Origin of the sequence: Brevibacterium sp., assembly GCF_022712115.1 — a bacterium.
Classification (GTDB): domain Bacteria; phylum Actinomycetota; class Actinomycetes; order Actinomycetales; family Brevibacteriaceae; genus Brevibacterium; species Brevibacterium salitolerans.
Window position 1 is genome coordinate 1 of record NZ_JALAHB010000048.1, and the last position, 17125, is coordinate 17125.

A 17125-nucleotide genomic window follows, 5' to 3' on the forward strand; every position below is an offset into this window, starting at 1 on the left:
CCCAAGGCGCAGGCCCCCCAGCCGACGGCGGGACAGAAGCAGGGCGGGCGGGGGCAGGGCGGCCAGGGGCGCTCCGCGCGCCGCGGCGGTCGCGAAGGCCGAGGTGCCGGTCAGGGCGCGCAGAACTCCGCCAGCGCGAGCGGGCAGGGCCAGCAGGGCGGTCGCAGCCGTCAGGGTGGCTCAGGTCGCTCCGGCGGTCAGGGCGGCAACTCGCGTCCCAGCCAGGGCGCGCAAACCTCCCGCGGTGATGCGCGCGGCCAGGGCGCTCGCAGCCAGAGCGGCCGCGGCACCAGCGCGGAAACCCGCCGTCGTCGCAGTGACCGCGCTGCGAGCCGCGGCACCGGCTCCCGCACGGTCTACTCGACCAGCAGCTGAGCTCAAGCATCGGCTGAGTTCAATCGACAGCTGAATAACGGAACCGAGCACGAGGCCGGGGTTCATCGCTTCCGAGCGATGAACCCCGGCCTCGTGCCATGCCAGAGGAGCTGCAGACACCCCCGCATACGCGGGGGTGAGCCCGATGCGCTTCGGGAGCGCCTGCGCCACTGTGGGGTCCTGCCCACGTATGCGGGGGTGAGCCTAACCAGTGGGTTCCGGGTTCAAGTCCCGGGGTCCTCCGCATGTATGCGGAGGTGTCCTTACGTTCTTCGCCAAGGGGATCGTAGGGATTCAGCCGGCCCGAGGCAGAGTTCTTCGGGCATGTGGAAGTGCCGGCTGGCCGGATGGTGCCGCTGGGTGCAGAGCTCGGGGCGATCCAGGATGCACTCACACCTCACGCTGCATCCGCGCCGCACACTGCGCTCAGTCGAGTCGCACCGCGGAGGCCTCCGCGACCTCGGCGGTCCGCCCGGGCGCTGTCTGGAACTGCCAGTAGAGATTGGTGTGGGCGATGACCTGTTCCACGGGAGGTGCGCCCCACTGGGTCTTGTCACCGGCGGTGTGCGCATCGGACACCAGCGCCACGTCGTAGCCGCGGGTGAAGGCGCCGTGCGCAGTCGATCGGATGCAGGCGTCCGTCTCCGCACCCACCACGACCAGCCTGCCCACGTGCAGCTGCGCGAGGATGTCCTCGAGGTTCGTGCCCTCGAAGGAGTCGCCGTGCCGCTTGCGGACATGCGGCTCCTCCGCGCCGGGCTGCAGCTCCGGCACGATCTCCCAGTCCGGAGTGCCCTCGGTGAGGTCCGGGCCGGAGTGCTGGACCCACACCACGGGCGTACCGAGGCTCCGGGCGCGGACGATGAGCGCGCGGATGGCGGCGATCACCTCCTCGCGCCGGAAGGCGTTCTCCACCACCAGATTCTGCACATCCACGACGAGCAGGGCGGTCTTGTCACGGTCGGCGAGTGTCGTCATAGCGTCTCCTCGTGAGTGAGCGGCAGGGCGTGCGGTGCGCACCAGAGCCCACCCCAAGCGTGCGACGGGGAGCGGGAGGGATCAAGGCACCCCGTGCTCGTCAGTGACGTCTGCGTACCGGCCGCCCGCCACGGCCGGTGCGCAGACGTGACGGACGGGTCCATGGGAAGCGCGGGGCAACGTCCCGCTGTGCTCAGCCCACGCTCGCACGCGGCGCGCCGATGCCCGGGTCGATGCGCGGCACCTCGCCCGCGCCCGGCCGGATGTCGATCTCGAAGATGTCGAGCGGCAGGTAGACGGTCGCGCAGGCGTTGGGGATGTCCACCACGCCGGAGAAGCGGCCCTCGACGGGCGCCGCACCCAGCAGCAGGTACGCCTGCTCCTTCGACCAGCCGAAGGTCGAGAGGTAGTCGATGGCGTGGAGGCACGCACGCTGGTAGGCGAGGTGGGAATCGAGGTATCGCTGCTCCCCGTCGAGAGTGACCGAGGTGCCGGAGAAGGACAGCCACTGGCTGTGCTGGGGCGCGGTGTTGCCCGGCATGAAGATGGCGTTCTCCGTCACGTTGTACTTCTCCATGCCGCCCTTGATGACGTCGACGTGGAAGTCGATGAAGCCGCCCATCTCGATGCCGCCGCAGAAGGTGATCTCACCGTCGCCCTGGGAGAAGTGGAGGTCGCCCACGGAGAAGTTCGCCCCCTCCACGAACACGGGGTAGAAGACCCGCGTGCCCTTCGTGAGGTTCTTGATGTCCTGGTTGCCGCCGTTCTCCCGCGGGGGCGCGGTGCGGGCGGCCTCCCCCGCCACACGAGAGGCCTCGGCCTCGGGCACGCCTCCCAGGATGGCGCCCTCGGGCTCCGGCGGCAGAGCGAGCGCGGGCACGCGGTGCGGGTCCGTCGCGATGAGCGCAGCCTCACGGCTGTTCCACTTCTTCAGCAGCTCCGGGGAGGGCGCGGTGCCCATGAGGCCGGGATGGATCATGCCGGTGAATTCGACTCCGGGCACGTGGCGGGAAGTGGCCTTGTCACCGCTGAAGTCCCACACGGCTTTGTAGGCATCCGGGAACTGGTCGGTGAGGAAGCTGCCGCCGTTGCGCTTGGCGAAGATGCCGGTGTAGCCCCAGCCCTGGCCGGCCAGCGGACCGGAGTCCTCCTGCGGGATGGGTCCCACGTCGAGGATGTCCACGACGAGGAGGTCACCGGGCTGCGCGCCCTCGATCCGGAAGGGCCCCGAGAGGGTGTGGACCGTGTGCAGGGGCGCGGTGGCGATGTCCTCGGCGGAGTCGTCGTTCCTGATGTAGCCGTCGAACCATTCGCGGCAGTCCACGCGGAAGGTGTCGCCGGGCTTCACCGTGACGGCCGGTGGGATCTCCGGGTGCCAGCGGTTGTGGCCGAGGATCTTCTGCTCGGTGAACGGGGCGGAGGAATCGAGGGGGAACACATTCTGGGGCATCTTCTCTCCTCACATGAGAGGCGGCCCCTCTGCGCGGGACCGCCGGGGTTCCGCGTCAGGGACGCGGAAGCTTCGCGTGGCGCGGATCCCGCGTGACCTTCGCGGCCGCGCGGTTCCCGGCGCCGGGAACCCTGCTGACGACGCCGGGGGTCTGAGCCGTGGACTCCGTGCGGGCGATGAGCTTCGCCTCGGCGGATCCGAGCCTGCCCAGCCGCGGAGCGCTGAGGATGCGGCGGGACTCCATCCCGCATTCCGGGCACGGGAGACTGCTGTCCGATCGGCTCATGGGCAGCGTGTGGTCGTGACGGTGTGCGTTCTCGCAGCGGAACTCATAGATCGGCAATGCAGTCCTCCCGTCGTCGTACGCACCTGCGCCGCCTGTGCTCTGCGGCACACCGGCCTCGCCCTCAGCATAGACCGCCGTGCATGCGTCGCGGCCTCGGAAGTTCCGCGGAACCGGGCCGGCCCTCATGAGGCCCGGCCTACCGCGGGTGCCGAAGACCCGCCCGACATCGAACCGGCGGCCGCGGTGCTCACATCGGCGACCGCGGTGCTCGCACCCAGCCGGCTGCCGGGCGCGCCTGGGAGGATCGGGGCAACGCACCCGCGCTGGCCTCGGCACGCGCGTGCCTCACCGGCCGGCGCACGAACAGGAGAGTGCACGAACAGGAGAGCTCATGCGGGAGCGGATCGAGCGGGCGGCAACCGTGAGTGCGATGCCGCCCACGGCGACCGCGTGCAGCTCACGGCGACCGCGTGCAGCTCACCGGGAAGGACAGAGATGCGGGGAGATGTCCAGTACGAGCCGGTGTCCGTGAGCGCGGCCTCGGCCGTCGGGTCTGCGGTGGCGGCCACCACTCAGCTGGGGGTGCACTTCGCCGCCGAGGCCGGGGAGGGGAACGTGGTCGTCTCCCCCGCTTCCATCGCGGTGGCGCTGGCGCTGCTCGCCGAAGGCGCGGACGGACAGACGCAGACGGCGCTCGATGAGGTGCTGGGTGCCGCCGGGCAAGAGCGGACGGCCGCGTTCAGCGCACTGCAGGACGCCGCGCTCGCCTACGACGGAGACCCGTGCCTCGTCCAGGCCGAGGAGCTCCCGGAGCGCCCGCTGCTCAACCTGGCCAATGGCATCACAGCGGACGAGGCGAGGCCGCTGGAGCAGGAGTACCTCCACGCCCTCGCCCGCGCCTATGGCGCCGGCGTGCGCACGGCTGATTTCGCAGGCGGGAAGGGCAAACCCGTCCTGGACGCCTGGGTGGACGCGCACACAGGCGGGCTGATCGAAGAATCGGCGATCGACCCGGACGCCGATACCGCATTCGTGCTGCAGAACGCGGTGCTCATGGCCGCGCGATGGCGGAGCCCGTTCGCGGGGGCGGACACGCGAGAGAGCCCGTTCGCCACGGCCTCGGGCGCGGTTCTCACACCCGCGACCATGCATCAGACGCTCACGGCCGGATATGTGGAGGACGGCGGGATGCAGGCGATCCGCCTGCCCTACACGGAGGCCTTCGCGATGGACGTGGTGCTTCCGGCAGAAGACACATCGCCTGGAGACCTGAGCGCGGAGGAGTGGACGCGGATCAGCGAAGCGCTCGGTTCCGGCAACGCCGACACCGAGGTGGCCCTGGCACTGCCCAAGCTGAGCTTCCGTTCCTCCACCGCATTGGACGAGGCATTCAGGACGATAGGCCTGGGACCGATGTACTCCCCCGGCAGCCTGGACGGCATCACGCCCGGGGTCTTCGTCTCGCAGTCCGAGCACCGGGCCGTGCTGCGGGTGGACGAGGAGGGCACCGTCGCCGCGGCCGTCACGGAGATTATGGCCGCCCTGTCCGCAGTTCTGCTGCCGCCGGTCGAGATGACGGTGAACCGGCCGTTCGCCCTGCGGATCGTGGACGTGGAGACCGGCTGGCCGCTGTTCCACGCGGTCGTCAACGACCCGGAGGGGTGAGGGCCTGCGGCGAACACCTCAGAGAAGCAGGTGACGACCGTTAGGGTTGTGCGGTGTGAATCATCCGTCAGACTCCGTGCCTGTGCCTCCTCAGCGGCGAGGACCGCACGGCCCCCCTCTCCAGGGGCAGGGGCAGCCTCCCCTGCCGGGCCAGGCGCAGTACCCATATGCCCAGCCTCCGCAGGCGCAGTGCCCGCCTCCCGGAATGCCCGGCCCCAAGCCGGACACCGGGGTCAAGTACTGGCTGCTGTACCTCATCCTGTGGGCGCCCGTCCCCCTGCTCAACTGGGTGGCTCTGGTCATCGTCGAGTTCTCGCTCCGCGAATCGGCCAGACGCACCGGAGGGCCCGCCGAGGCCAACAGCAGGAACGCACTCAACTGGGTTCTCACCTGGGGTCTCGTCAACGTCCTCGCCGCCGCACTGCACTTCGGCCTGCTGTTCGCGCTGACCGGTGACGGGGGTTCGATCGGTTCGGAGGATCCGCTGTTCTGGGTGCCGGTCACCACCGCGAGCCTGCTGGGTCTGACCGTCATCGGCGGCGGTATCACCACGCTGGTCTTCATGATCGTGGGCGCGGTGAAGGCTGCGAACGGACGCGTCTTCCACCCGCGCATCGCGATCCCGTTCATATAGGCGGAGCAGAGTTCACCTCGGCGACGTCGATGTGCTCCGCGGATCGGAAGAGGGACGGGACGTTCGACGTCACAGGAACTGCCGCAACTGCTCCGCCGTCTCGGTACCGCGAGACGGGCGGAAATCCACTGTGCAAATCTCACCGCGCCTCATCGCAGTCTTCTGCGCCGGCAGTCGTCTACCAAGCCTCCTTGTGCTCGACGATCGTCACGTTCGGTGAAGGTCGCAGCCTACTCTGCCTCCCGATCGAGACCACGAAGCACATTCCGCACCTGAGTTCGTCGACCAGGACCCGGGCCGTCGACAGGTGAGTTCGGCTGGGTGGAGAGCACTTTCAGCGCGATCTCGCGCGCCTTCTTCCCGACAACGGCCTCATGCTCGGTCAGGGCCGACTTGGAGGCGATTCCAATGGTCCTCACTGCGCGCGGGGACCGGATCGAGAAATACGACAGTTCCGCGAACATGGTGAGCGGAACACTCAGTGCAGGAATGACCGCGATGCCCACGCCCGCGGCGGCCAAGCCGGCCGCCGACATCAGGTCATGTATGGGGACGACCTCGCGGGGCACTGCCCTCGCGGCCTCGAACGTCTCCCAGGTCAGTTTCCCCACGCTGCTGTCGGAGGGGAGTCGGAGGAACGTCTCTGCGGCCAGATCGCTCCACTCGAGAGCAGCCCCCTGATTGAAGCGGTGGCTCTTCGACGTCACGCAGACGAGTTCGTCACTGAACAGGGGCTGGAAGTGCTTGACCGCGGCGCCCTCGGAAGCAACGCCAATGCCGATGTCGACCTTTTCGGACGCCACCAGCTCGTTCACGTTTTCGGCCCGGCCGGTGAAGATTTGCAGATCAGTGCCTTCATCCAGGGAGCGCATGTGTGCCGCAACTCCCGGCAGCAGGATCGCCGCGATGGAGGGCAAAGCCGCGATGCGCAGGCTCCTGCGTGCACCAGAGGAGACATCGTGCATCTGGAGCGCCGCGCGGTCGAACGCATCGAGCGATGTGCGGGCGATGGCGACGATGCGGGCGCCACGTTCAGTGGGGCGGAGCGTCCTCGAAGCCCGGTCGAAGATGACGACACCGAGGTGCCGCTCCGCCTCTCCGATCGCGCGACTCACCGCAGGCTGTGTGAGGTGCAGGTGGCTTGCCGCTGCGGTGAAGCTGCTCAGATCCGCGACCGCGACCAGGGCACGCATCTGCTGAATGGTGATTGCCATGATTTGAATTTATCATCTCATGAGATTTTATGACTGGACGTTATTGTGCGCCACTTATAGCGTCCTTCAGTAGGCCAATGAAGCCCTGGAGGAAGAATGCTCACCATCATCGGGTTCCTGCTCGTGATAGGGATCGTCGTACTGCTCATCTCGCGCAAGGTCTCGCCTCTCGTAGCGTTCAGTGTGCCCTCACTCGCGGCCGGTCTTCTCGCGGGCTTCACTCCGGGCGAGCTGGGTGAATTCATGACCGAGGGCATCACCACGGTGTTTCCGACCGCGAGCCTGTTCATCTTCGCCATCCTCTACTTCGGGGTGATGAGAGACCGGGGACTGTTCGACCCGATCGTGCGGAGCCTGGTCGGCCTGATACGAGAGAAGCCGGTGGGGCTGACCCTGGTGACAGTGGCCATCGCCCTGATCACGCACCTGGACGGTGTCGGCGCCACGACCTTCCTGCTGACGATCCCGGCCCTGCTTCCGGTCTACGACCGCATGAAGATGCGGCGCGTCGTTCTCCTGCTGCTGACGGGCATCACCGCCGGAATCGTCAACATGGTGCCGTGGGGCGGTCCGACATTGCGGGCTGCCGCGGCCATCGATGCGGACGTCAGCGAACTGTATCTCCCCCTGGTGCCGGTTCAGATCTTCGGAATCCTGCTCATCGCCATCTGCGCAGTGGTGCTCGGAAAGTTGGAGCAGCGCCGGATCGACGCGGGCCGCAACGACGAGCTCGTCCGGACGTCCGCCGGACTGCCGGGCCGCGCCGAGGCCGACACGGCTACGGAGCCCCGGCCGGGCGAACCGACTCCCCGGAATGCGAACCCGGCGGAGGACCGTCAGTTTACGAGCACACAGGCAGACGGAGGCACTCTGGCGCTGCGCCCACGTGACTGGCGTTACTGGATGAACGCTGCTCTGACGATCGCCCTACTGGTCGGGCTGTTCACCTCGCTCATGCCCTTGCATCTGCTCTTCGTGATCGGATTCGGCATCGCACTGCTGATCAACTTCACGTCAACTGATGCCCAGGAGGGCGCTCTCCATCGGCACGCCAAGGAGGCACTGAGCATGGGCGGCATCCTCATAGTCGTCGGCGTGTTCCTCGGCGTGCTCACCGGCACCGGAATGCTGGATTCTATGGGGGATGCGCTGGTCGCACTGACGCCCACCGGGGCGGCCGGCTGGATCCACATCATCTTCGCCATCGTCGCGGTCCCACTGGGAATGGTGTTCGGCCCGGACGCGATGTTCTTCGGATTGGTGCCGCTCATCTCTGAAGTGGCAGGCAGCGCCGGTGTTCCGGCCATGGATGTGGCCAGGGCCGTCCTCATCGGCGACAATCCGGGGTTCTCGATCAGTCCGGTCGTGCCCTCGGTCTACCTGGCGGTCGGCCTCGCCGGCGTGAAACTGGGCGACCACATCAGATTCACCTTCTTCTGGGCCGTGGGCATCTCGCTGGCCCTCCTGGCCTTCGGCATCGCAATCGGCGCGGTCGGCTTCTGAGCACGAGAAAGCCGAGCACCTACGAGAGAGCCGAGTACTAGAGAGAGGAACGCAGCATGGAGACAGGGGCGACGCAGGCGGGAAGCACTCCCCCGCACGAAGCGACCGGTGCGCTCGCCGGAGTCCGTATCGTCGAGTTCGCACAGGTCATCGCGGGACCGATCGCCGGCACCCTCATGGCCGATATGGGAGCGGAGGTCGTGCACGTCGAAGCTCCGCACACCGGCGACACAGCACGGACGATGGGACCTGCCAAGAACGGACACCACTTGTGGTGGAAAGTGCTCGGCCGCAACAAGAGGTCGGTGACGCTGAATCTGCGCGAGGAGTCCTCCCGCCCGGTGGTGGAGAAGCTGATCGCCTGGGCGGATGTCGTGATCGTGACATTCCGGTCCGAGACACTGAGGAAGTTCGGCCTCGACTGGGAGTCCGTCTCGGCGCTGAATCCTTCCGCGATCATGCTCCAGATATCCGGCTACGGAGCCAACACGTCGAAGAGCAACGCTCCCGGCTTCGGGAAGATGGGCGAGGCGCGGAGCGGTGTCGTCCACCTGACCGGATTCGACGGAGGGCCGCCCGTGCACACGGGCTTCTCGCACGGAGATACGACCACGGGGCTGATGGGTGCGTTCGCGGTCTCCGCAGCACTGGTCCGCCGTGGAACGGACCCTCAACGCCGCGGCGAATGGATCGATCTCGCGCTGCACGAGACGTTGTACCGCCTCGTCGAGTGGCAGGTCATCCTGTATGACCAGCTCGGCATCGTGCCGCAGCGTTCCGGCAATGCGCTGGCCGTGGCACCTGCGGCGGTCATCAACACCTACCTGAGCCTCGATGAGGTGTGGATCACCGTCACCTCCGCGACCACTCGCTCGGTCGTCAACGTGGTCCGGCTCCTCGGACTGCCCGTGGAGGAGTACGACACCGTGGAGAAGCAGATGCAGGGGCGGGCGGAGATCGACGGTGCCCTGGCGGAATGGATAGCGCGCACCGATGCGGAGACCGCCCTGACTGCGCTCGAGAACGCGGGGGTGGTCGCCTCGCGCGTGTTGAATGTCGAAGACATCTTCTCTGACGAGGTGTATCGCGAACGCGGGAACATCGTGACGGTCGCTGATCAGGATCTGGGACCGGTCCGCATGCCGTCCGTCGTCCCGACGATGTCCAACAGTCCAGGACAGGTCTGGCGCACCGGTCCTCGGCTCGGTGAGGACAACGATCTCGTGTACGGCTCATGGCTGGGGATCTCGGACGATGAGAGAGCGCGGTATGAGGACGACGGAGTCATCTGACCGGTCCGCCGGCGGAACGCGAAGGAGCAACGACATGCGAACGCAGCCCCTACGATCCATGCTGTTCGTCCCGGGCGGCCGGCTTTCCCTGATCGACAAAGCGCGGCGAAGCGGCGCAGATGCGGTCATCATCGATCTGGAGGATGCCGTCCCAGCCAGTTCGAAGGCCTCCGCCCGGGAGGAAGTGGCGGAATTCCTCAGAAGCGTGGGCGATGACGACTACCCGTTCTTCGTGCGAGTGAACGATCTGTCCTCCGCCGAGGCGGGCAGGGACATCGCCGCCATCGTCGGTCCGGGCTTGACGGGCGTCGTGGTCCCCAAGGTGTCCACCGGCGAGGACATCCGCTTCGTCGAGCGCCTCCTCCGCTGGACGGAGGCGGACGCGGGGGCGACGAAGCGAACCCTCATCACACCGGTCCTCGAGACCGCTCAGGCGATCAGGAATGCGTACGAGCTGTGCGCGGCCAGCGAACGGGTCGCCTATGTGGGAGGCCTCGGGGTCAAAGGCGGTGACGTCGAACGCGAGCTGGGGTACCGATGGACGCCCGCCGGGGCCGAGACCTTCACCCTCAGGAGCAATGTGCTGGTCGATGTCCGGGCCGCAGGAGTGCGATCGCCCGTCTGCGGACTGTGGACGGACATCGATGACCTGGAGGGACTGGAGCGCTTCGCGGAGGAGAACCGTCAGCTCGGATATGAGGGCATGATCGCCATCCATCCCTCGCACATCGCGACGATCAACCGCGTCTTCACGCCCACGGCGGAAGAACTGGATCATGACCGCCGGCTCATCGCTGCGATGGATCAGGCTGCGGGAGGGGGCACCGGCGCGGTCGTCTTCGAGGGGCGGATGATCGACGAGGCGATGGCGGAGACGTCCCGGCTCAGACTGCGCAGATTCGCATCAGACGTATGAGCAGGGGACACCTGCCGGATGGCTGGTCACAGTCCGAAGGGCTTCACCTCGATCCCCAGACGGCCAGAAGCGAGCGCCCGCTGACCCTTGTCCTAGCGGGTGCCGGGGTCGCACCGCAGGTCCTGGCACCCGCTCTGCGCGGAACAGGGTTCGAACGGACCCGAGCCGTCTTTGTGGACTACCTGGCCGGAGAGGGCCCCTTCGACGTGGTCGGAATGGCGGACGCGCTCGCCGCACAGCTCGCCCCGCGCCGGGCGGGGTCGTTCCTCGTGGGTCACTCGCTGGGCGGAGCGGTGGCACTTCTCGTCGCCGCTCACCTGGAAAGCTCACTCTCAGGCCTCGTCGTCAGTGACACAGGCCTGAATGCCGCGGGCCACAAGGATCCGGGGCTGCCGGAGCGGTTGCGCAACGACTGGACGGCCGAACACCGCGTCTCGTTCAAGCAGTCGTGGACGGCACGGCCTCCGGATCCGGGAATCGACTCCGCGCTGACGACCTATCTGGAAGCCGTCGACCCTCATCCGCTGGCGACCAGCGTCGAGTCCCTCAGGCGCGTGTCCTTGGACGAGGAGGCACCCAAGATCACTGCGCCCACCGCGGTGCTTCACGGCGTGCACGACAGGCGGCGTTCGCTCGACGATGCACGCGGCATCACGCAAGCCGTGCCGGCTTCCTCCCTGTTCCTCTTCGACTGCGGCCACACCCCATTGATCGAACGTCCGGAGGAGGTACGGGCGGTGCTGAACGGTCTCGGATGGCTGCCCTCACCGTTCGCTCCTTCACCTCGGCCCGAATCCCGAGGAACTGATGTCGCACGAGAACCGTGAAGCCGGAGTCGCGGATTCCGCCGGAGCGCCGTCCGGGCGAATAGCGTCGGGGAATGGACATCGGACAGCTGCGCAGAAGCGCTCAGGCCGCGCTCGAGGGCGGCGACAGGGACACCGCGCTCTCGCTGATCGAACAGGGCGCCGAGGCCGGGGACACGGGGCTGATGGTCACCCGGGGGCGGCTGGCGGCGCAGGACAAGCAGCTGGAGACAGCGCTGCAGTGGTTTCGCAGGGCCGGGGAGGCGGGTGATCCCAACGGCTGGAAGTGGGGCAGCTACCTGCTCGAACGCAGGTCCCCGTTCACACCGAGGCGAGAGGAGCTGGCCCTCGCATGGTGCGTGCCGCTGGTGGCGGCAGGCGATCCCGATGCCATGCGCAAGCGAGGTCTGATCGAGCTCGCGATCCTGCGTCCACGAGCGGGCGAGGCACTCCTGCGCAGGGCGGCCAGGGCTGGGGACGACAAGGCGATGGCAGATCTGGCCAACCGCGCGCACGAGGACGGCAGGCCGTGGGAGGCACACCGCTGGGCGACGGCCGCGGCAGAGCACGGACATGAGCAGTGCCGCGAATGGCTGGCGGGTGTGTCCGCAGCGGTGCCCGATGCGCTCACGCACTGGACAGAGAAGTTCTGCCGCGCCGAGGCCGGACCGGAAGCCGCAACCGCCTCGGCGCTCATCGCGCTCAGCGCCGAGGCGCGTGAGCGCATGGACGCCGGCCCCGATTCATGGTCGGACCGGCTGGACTGCGCGCTCTTCGCACTCGCGGATCTCCCGGCACAGTCCTGGAGCGACGCGACGGCAGCGGAGTTCCGCCTCGGGCTCAGGACGCGCATGCACCAGATGCTCGGGTCCGGCGGCGACCCGGAGAACGTCGGCGACCCCGCGGACATCGAGATCCTGAGACGTCAGCTCGTCGAGCTCGCCGAGGCGCACGAGGCTCACCGCCGGTGGGACGAGTGTCTGCTGTCCGGGGAGGCGGTGATGGAGCTCTCCGCTGCCGAAGGCCGCGGCGCTCCGGTCAAGGTGCTGCTGCAGGTGTCGAAGGCACGCTTCGTCCTGGGCAGGTTCGCAGAGGCTCTCAGAGCGGCCGATGAAGCCGAAGCCGGTGCCATCGGCACCACCGGAAAGACCGGCGGAGTGCTCGGCCCGCTCCTCCTCGACGAGGCCTATGCCGTGAAGGCACAGGCTCTGTGGGGGTACGGTCGAATGACCGAGGCGAGGGAACTGATTGAGAGGGCTGTGGCTCTCCGTCGCCAGGTCGTCAGGAAGATGGAGCCGTCCGACCACGGGCTCCTGGCACCGATGCTCGAGCTGCAGGCACGCATCCTCGACGATCTCGGTGAGGCTTCGGCGGCGCGGCTCAGCGCAGAGGAGGCGATCGCTGCAGCCGAACGCGGCAATGCGATCCGACCGGTGAGCGAAGTCATCAGCACCGAGGCGGCCCGAGAGATCCTCGTCCGGATGGGTGAAGCGCCGTCGTGAGACCGAAGCGGCGCTGCACACGGACGAGCGGAGCGCATCAGCCCGTACGCAACCTCTACCTCGGCATGTCCACGAAGCGGGACTTGGCGCCCTGGAAGGCGACGGGGATGTCGCCCGTGGGGCCGGCGCGGTGCTTGGCGACGATGATGTCGGCCTCACCAGCGCGCGGGTGCTCCTTGTCGTACATGTCCTCACGGTGGATGAGGAGCACGAGGTCAGCGTCCTGCTCGATGGAGCCGGACTCACGCAGGTCCGAGATCATGGGGCGCTTGTCCGTGCGCTGCTCGGAGGAGCGGTTCAGCTGCGAGAGCGCGATGACCGGCACCTCGAGCTCCTTGGCCAGGAGCTTGAGCGAGCGGGAGAACTCCGAGACCTCCTGCTGGCGCGATTCCACGCGCTTGCCCGAGGACATGAGCTGCAGGTAGTCGATGACCACCATCGAGAGGTTGTGCTGCTGCTTGAGGCGGCGGCACTTGGCGCGGATCTCCGTGAGGGCCATATTGGGCGAGTCGTCGAGGAACAGCGGTGCCTCGTGAATGCGGCCCATCGTGGAGGCCACGGTGGTCCAGTCCGGGGACGAGAGTTCGCCTCGGCGGAGGCTCTGCAGGGGGATGCCGGTCTCCGCGCTGAGCAGGCGCATCGCGAGCTCATCGGCACTCATCTCCAGCGAGAAGAAGACGGTCGCCTTGTTGTGCTGGATCGCCGCCGAACGCACGAAGTCCAGCGCGAGCGTCGATTTGCCCATACCGGGGCGGGCCGCGATAACGATCATCTGGCCGGGGTGGAGGCCGTTGGTGAGGTAGTCGAATTCCTCGAATCCGGTGGGCACGCCGGCGGGGCCCTCAGCCTGATCACTGAGCTTCTCGATGTTGTCCACCACACGGTCCACGACCACGGAGAGCTGCTGGTAATCCTCGGTAGTGCGCCGCTCGGTGACCTGGAAGATCTCCGCCTGCGCGGTGTTGACGATCTCCTCCGCATCGCCTTCCGCGTCGAAGCCCATCTGCACAATGCGGGTGCCCGCCTCCACCAGCTTCCGCAGCAGTGCCGTCTCCGCGACGATCCGCGCATAGAAGCCCGCATTGGCGGCGGTGGGAACGGAGGCGATGAGGGTATGCAGGTAGGCGGCGCCGCCCACACGGGCGAGGTCGCCGGACTTCTGGAGGGCCGCAGAGACCGTCACGGCATCAGCAGGCTCACCCTTGGAGTAGAGGTCGAGGACCGCCGAGTAGACGGTTTCGTGGGCCGGCTTGTAGAAGTCCTCCGGCTTGAGGGTCTCCACCACGTCCGCGATCGCGTCCTTGGACAGCAGCATGCCGCCCAGCACGCTCTGCTCGGCCTCCACGTCCTGCGGAGGCGTCCGCAGACCCGCATCGGACTTCTGCCACTGACCTGACTCGCTCAACCGGTGGTCCCTCCCTTGTGCACACGGGTGTCGTCTTGTCGAGAGGCGTCCCGTGAGACCTGCCCCGGCCTCACGCACTCGCTCTCGACGCGGCTCTCAGGGTACCGCGTGGGGCGGACACGAGAGGCACGGGTGCGGGAGAGGGACCGCGGGACCACAGGAGGGCCAGGAGCCGGGCACCGCCACCGAGGCCGGGACCACTGATACAGCAGGCCTCGGGGAGACCGCCGCAGCGGTCTGCGAGGGGCGAACTGTCCTTGTCATCGCTAATCGGCTCTCGCAGGTCCGCTTCGCCGACCGCATCCTGGTGCTGGAGGGCGGCCGAATCGTAGAGCAGGGGGTGCATGCTGAGCTGGTAGAGCTCGAAGGGTCGTACACGCGGCCTTGGGCCGTGAGGCGTGTGGGGCGGGGGGAGGGGTAGATGTTTGGAGCAGTCGAGTCGGAGCGAAGTTCGTCAATGATCGGCCGGAGACTCGACCACTGAGCCCATCCTGTCGTGCGGTCAATAGCCTCGGCAGGTAGACAGCCGAAGCTCGCGTCACTCTGAGCGACTTGACACTCGAGGGCCATTCCCTCCCGATCGTAAAGAGCTGACGGGGCACAGGTGTCATCCTGCGAGCCTCGCCAAGGAATGGAGAGCCCACCCCGATCGACAAGACTCTGTCAGAGTATTCGTCCTGACCCGTGACCCCCACCACTAGGACCTAAGGCTCTTCTGGACGATGCGTCAGATAGCGTACTGTCGCGGGACAGGCCACCGGACGGGTCTTACGGGACACCCACTTCGGGATCTTGCCGTTATGCCAGAACAGCGGCGGGCATGACCGGTAAGGGCTGTCCGAACGGGCCGGCGAGATCCCAACCGCAGACAGCCGAAATACGAGACGCCACCGTGTCGATGCTTAGGGCATACTTTGACCTTGCACTTTCCTTTGATCCCAGGATACGAAACCCATGACGGACCGACGACCCTGGGGCGCCTCTGGGCGCGCCCAGACGGCTTCTATCCCACAGGTCTTTGGCCAGAAGCGGAGCTTCTGCGTATCTGCCCTGAGCCGACGGGTTGGCTGACCATCGAGGAATATTTCCACCGGGCGAACGGCATATATGATATATGGAGGTACTCACTGCATCATCATTGATGCCGAGTCTCGAGATCAGGTCTTACAATCGGGCACCGGCTGGTCCGGGCAAAGTGAAATCGGCAGGGTCGAGGTTTGGAATGACGAGACTTTCTCCGACGGTCTAAGCGCAAGCCACGATCTTGAGGGTAGCCTGGCCTTCTTCTCTGCTGTCCGGGAACACCACCGGTTCGTGAACCCTACCTTCGAGATCACACCCGCCTTCCTCTGGTACTGGGACGCCTTTCCTAGCAATGGCGGCTGGTCCTATTTCGACTCGGCAGGTCGTAGCGTCGAATTGATCCGGATTGCCATCTCTATGGATGAGTGGAAGGTCGAAGTCTCGGCTTTGGAAATGCGCACGTTCCTGGCCGCCTCAGGTCGTGAACTTCTCGTCCAAAAGGACTACACACTCCTCACAACCAACAAGATAGCCCCATTCAGACGAGTCGAAGACAAGCACCGCACGCCCTGGTCCCACTTCGATTGGTTCGCAATGGAGGATGAACGCTCCAGTGAGACAACCGCATTCTCAAACGTGATGGGCAAGTACATCGTGACCGGCACAGTCACCGCACGGGTACGCCGGGTCGACACACGGAAGGAGGATAAGAACTACATCGAGTACATCCACGCGATTGACCCTCGCACGGGCAACATGAGTCTTCACACGTGCAATCCAGACATGCTGGGCGACTATGGGGACAGTTCGCGGATGCATTGGATGACTCCCGTCTACTTCAGTCGCGAAGTGCTCAACCGGTACACAAGCGAGCCTCACCGTTACAAGGTGACGGCGGGTCACATCTGGTGCTTGGACCTCTGGGGTCTCGACATCAGCACTAACACTGCCGGACTGGTTGAGGTCTACCTCGGCGAACTTGGTAGGCTTCCCGAAGGCGAACAAGTGCACTGGCGCGCTTATAACGTCCCTCCCGAGGGAGAGATGGACGAGGGGCGATTCCGCCGAGACTTCTTGAACCAGTCTATTGGGTCGCCCGATCCGGCCGGCGACCTTCGGCGAGCCCGACGCAGGGCGGCCGAGGTGACCACTGCGTTGCTCGGATCGCCAGTCTGGCGTGACCTTGATCCTCAGGCGGCTACCGAGTTCGAGGCGCTCGTTGGTCCCGCCAACAATGATCCAGCAGCACTGACGGCTCCCACAATCACTCTCACCAAATCGCTGGTCGACGGAATCGATCCTGCGCCGTTAAAGAAGTATCTCGGTGGCAACGAACCTGGTGAGAAGTCGATCGCGCTCTTACGTCGTCTGCTTTTGTCCTTGGGTGACACCCAAGACTCTGCAGAGGTCTTCGCTGCCCTCCAGGCGTTCCGGTCCGCGGGCGGGGTCGCTCACCTTGGCGGGTCGAAAGCTAACGCGGCGAGGGTCCGGCTTGGTATCGAGGGAATGTCGCCGTCAGATGCCTTTGCTCACATGACAGTGGCCCTGACCAAGGCGCTAAACCGCGTCGCCGACCTCGTCGAGGAAAATGCGGCTACCTCGGCAGCCGAATCGACCCGACGTCCACGGCTGAGCCTGACGCTCCCCAAAGTTCTGACCCTGTTCGCGAAGGCAAGAACTCAAACGGTTTACGGACAAGCTGCACCGACCTTGGCTCGCGAGCTACGAACTTAGCAAGAAAGTAGTAGGTGTCACATCGCAAGTTGAGGTCCTCATGCGGAGGGGGTCCAAGCTCCCCAGCTTGGGATGTGCTCCAATACGCCGCTGCGCCGATCGTTCGGTTCGGGCAGCTACTTGTGCCAGAGCATCAGCAAGTTTTCACGACCGGAATCTTGAGCGGTCCGCGGCCAACCCAGACACGACGAGAAAAACGATGTGAAGCGCCCTGGGTTCCGTTCCGAGTCTCAGCAAGGAGAATCGGAGCATGCCCAAGAAGTTCAGTCCAGAGCTGCGTGACCGCGCCGTGCGCATGGTCTACGACCGTCACGCCCGCGAAGGCGGTCCCCGCGCAGCATC

At 66.4% G+C, this 17125-nt stretch carries 13 protein-coding genes; 8 read left to right on the forward strand and 5 right to left on the reverse strand.

Annotated features, from left to right (window positions below):
• Window positions 1-801: 801 nt before the first annotated feature.
• The 3 genes from Q0A33_RS02885 to Q0A33_RS02895 all read right to left on the reverse strand — a co-directional run bounded on the left by Q0A33_RS02885 (window position 802) and on the right by Q0A33_RS02895 (window position 3197).
• The gene (locus tag Q0A33_RS02885; protein ID WP_291792828.1) at window positions 802-1353 is read right to left on the reverse strand and encodes an isochorismatase family protein; all 552 of its coding nucleotides are present in this window, start codon (window positions 1351-1353) and stop codon (window positions 802-804) included.
• 193 nt (window positions 1354-1546) lie between these two features.
• Complete coding sequence (fmdA, locus tag Q0A33_RS02890) at window positions 1547-2803, reverse strand: formamidase (protein ID WP_291792830.1); 1257 nt, start codon at window positions 2801-2803, stop codon at window positions 1547-1549.
• 55 nt (window positions 2804-2858) lie between these two features.
• On the reverse strand, window positions 2859-3197 hold the full coding sequence (locus Q0A33_RS02895; protein ID WP_291792833.1) for a zinc ribbon domain-containing protein: 339 nt from the start codon (window positions 3195-3197) through the stop codon (window positions 2859-2861).
• 387 nt (window positions 3198-3584) lie between these two features.
• On the opposite strand from Q0A33_RS02895, the gene Q0A33_RS02900 reads away from it, so the two are divergent.
• Window positions 3585-4754, forward strand: coding sequence for a serpin family protein (locus Q0A33_RS02900; RefSeq protein WP_291792836.1), 1170 nt, complete (start codon window positions 3585-3587; stop codon window positions 4752-4754).
• A gap of 205 nt (window positions 4755-4959) precedes the next feature.
• Window positions 4960-5388: a DUF4870 domain-containing protein gene (locus Q0A33_RS02905; RefSeq protein WP_291792839.1), complete on the forward strand. Its 429-nt coding sequence runs from the start codon at window positions 4960-4962 to the stop codon at window positions 5386-5388.
• Between the two features lie 230 nt (window positions 5389-5618).
• Here the strand turns inward: Q0A33_RS02905 and Q0A33_RS02910 are convergent, their stop codons facing one another.
• Window positions 5619-6602: a LysR family transcriptional regulator gene (locus tag Q0A33_RS02910; RefSeq protein ID WP_291792842.1), complete on the reverse strand. Its 984-nt coding sequence runs from the start codon at window positions 6600-6602 to the stop codon at window positions 5619-5621.
• Window positions 6603-6698: 96 nt separating this feature from the next.
• Between Q0A33_RS02910 and Q0A33_RS02915 the strand changes: the two genes are divergently transcribed.
• The 5 genes from Q0A33_RS02915 to Q0A33_RS02935 are packed head-to-tail and all read left to right on the forward strand — an operon-like array spanning window position 6699 to window position 12621.
• Window positions 6699-8105, forward strand: coding sequence for an SLC13 family permease (locus Q0A33_RS02915; RefSeq protein ID WP_291792845.1), 1407 nt, complete (start codon window positions 6699-6701; stop codon window positions 8103-8105).
• A 56-nt stretch (window positions 8106-8161) separates the two neighbouring features.
• Window positions 8162-9397 (forward strand): CoA transferase, encoded by a 1236-nt coding sequence (locus Q0A33_RS02920; RefSeq protein ID WP_291792848.1) that lies wholly within the window; start codon window positions 8162-8164, stop codon window positions 9395-9397.
• Window positions 9398-9431: 34 nt separating this feature from the next.
• On the forward strand, window positions 9432-10313 hold the full coding sequence (locus tag Q0A33_RS02925; protein ID WP_291792850.1) for a CoA ester lyase: 882 nt from the start codon (window positions 9432-9434) through the stop codon (window positions 10311-10313).
• Entirely contained in the window at window positions 10310-11140 is an 831-nt protein-coding gene (locus Q0A33_RS02930) for an alpha/beta hydrolase (protein WP_291792852.1), read from the forward strand. Before Q0A33_RS02925 ends, Q0A33_RS02930 begins: the two co-directional genes overlap by 4 nt.
• 53 nt (window positions 11141-11193) lie before the next feature.
• Window positions 11194-12621 (forward strand): hypothetical protein, encoded by a 1428-nt coding sequence (locus Q0A33_RS02935; protein ID WP_291792855.1) that lies wholly within the window; start codon window positions 11194-11196, stop codon window positions 12619-12621.
• Between the two features lie 55 nt (window positions 12622-12676).
• On the opposite strand, the gene dnaB is transcribed toward Q0A33_RS02935, so the two are convergent.
• On the reverse strand, window positions 12677-14026 hold the full coding sequence (gene dnaB / locus Q0A33_RS02940) for a replicative DNA helicase (protein WP_291792858.1): 1350 nt from the start codon (window positions 14024-14026) through the stop codon (window positions 12677-12679).
• A 1107-nt stretch (window positions 14027-15133) separates the two neighbouring features.
• On the opposite strand from dnaB, the gene Q0A33_RS02945 reads away from it, so the two are divergent.
• Complete coding sequence (locus Q0A33_RS02945) at window positions 15134-16783, forward strand: hypothetical protein (RefSeq protein ID WP_291792860.1); 1650 nt, start codon at window positions 15134-15136, stop codon at window positions 16781-16783.
• Window positions 16784-17125 lie beyond the last annotated feature (342 nt).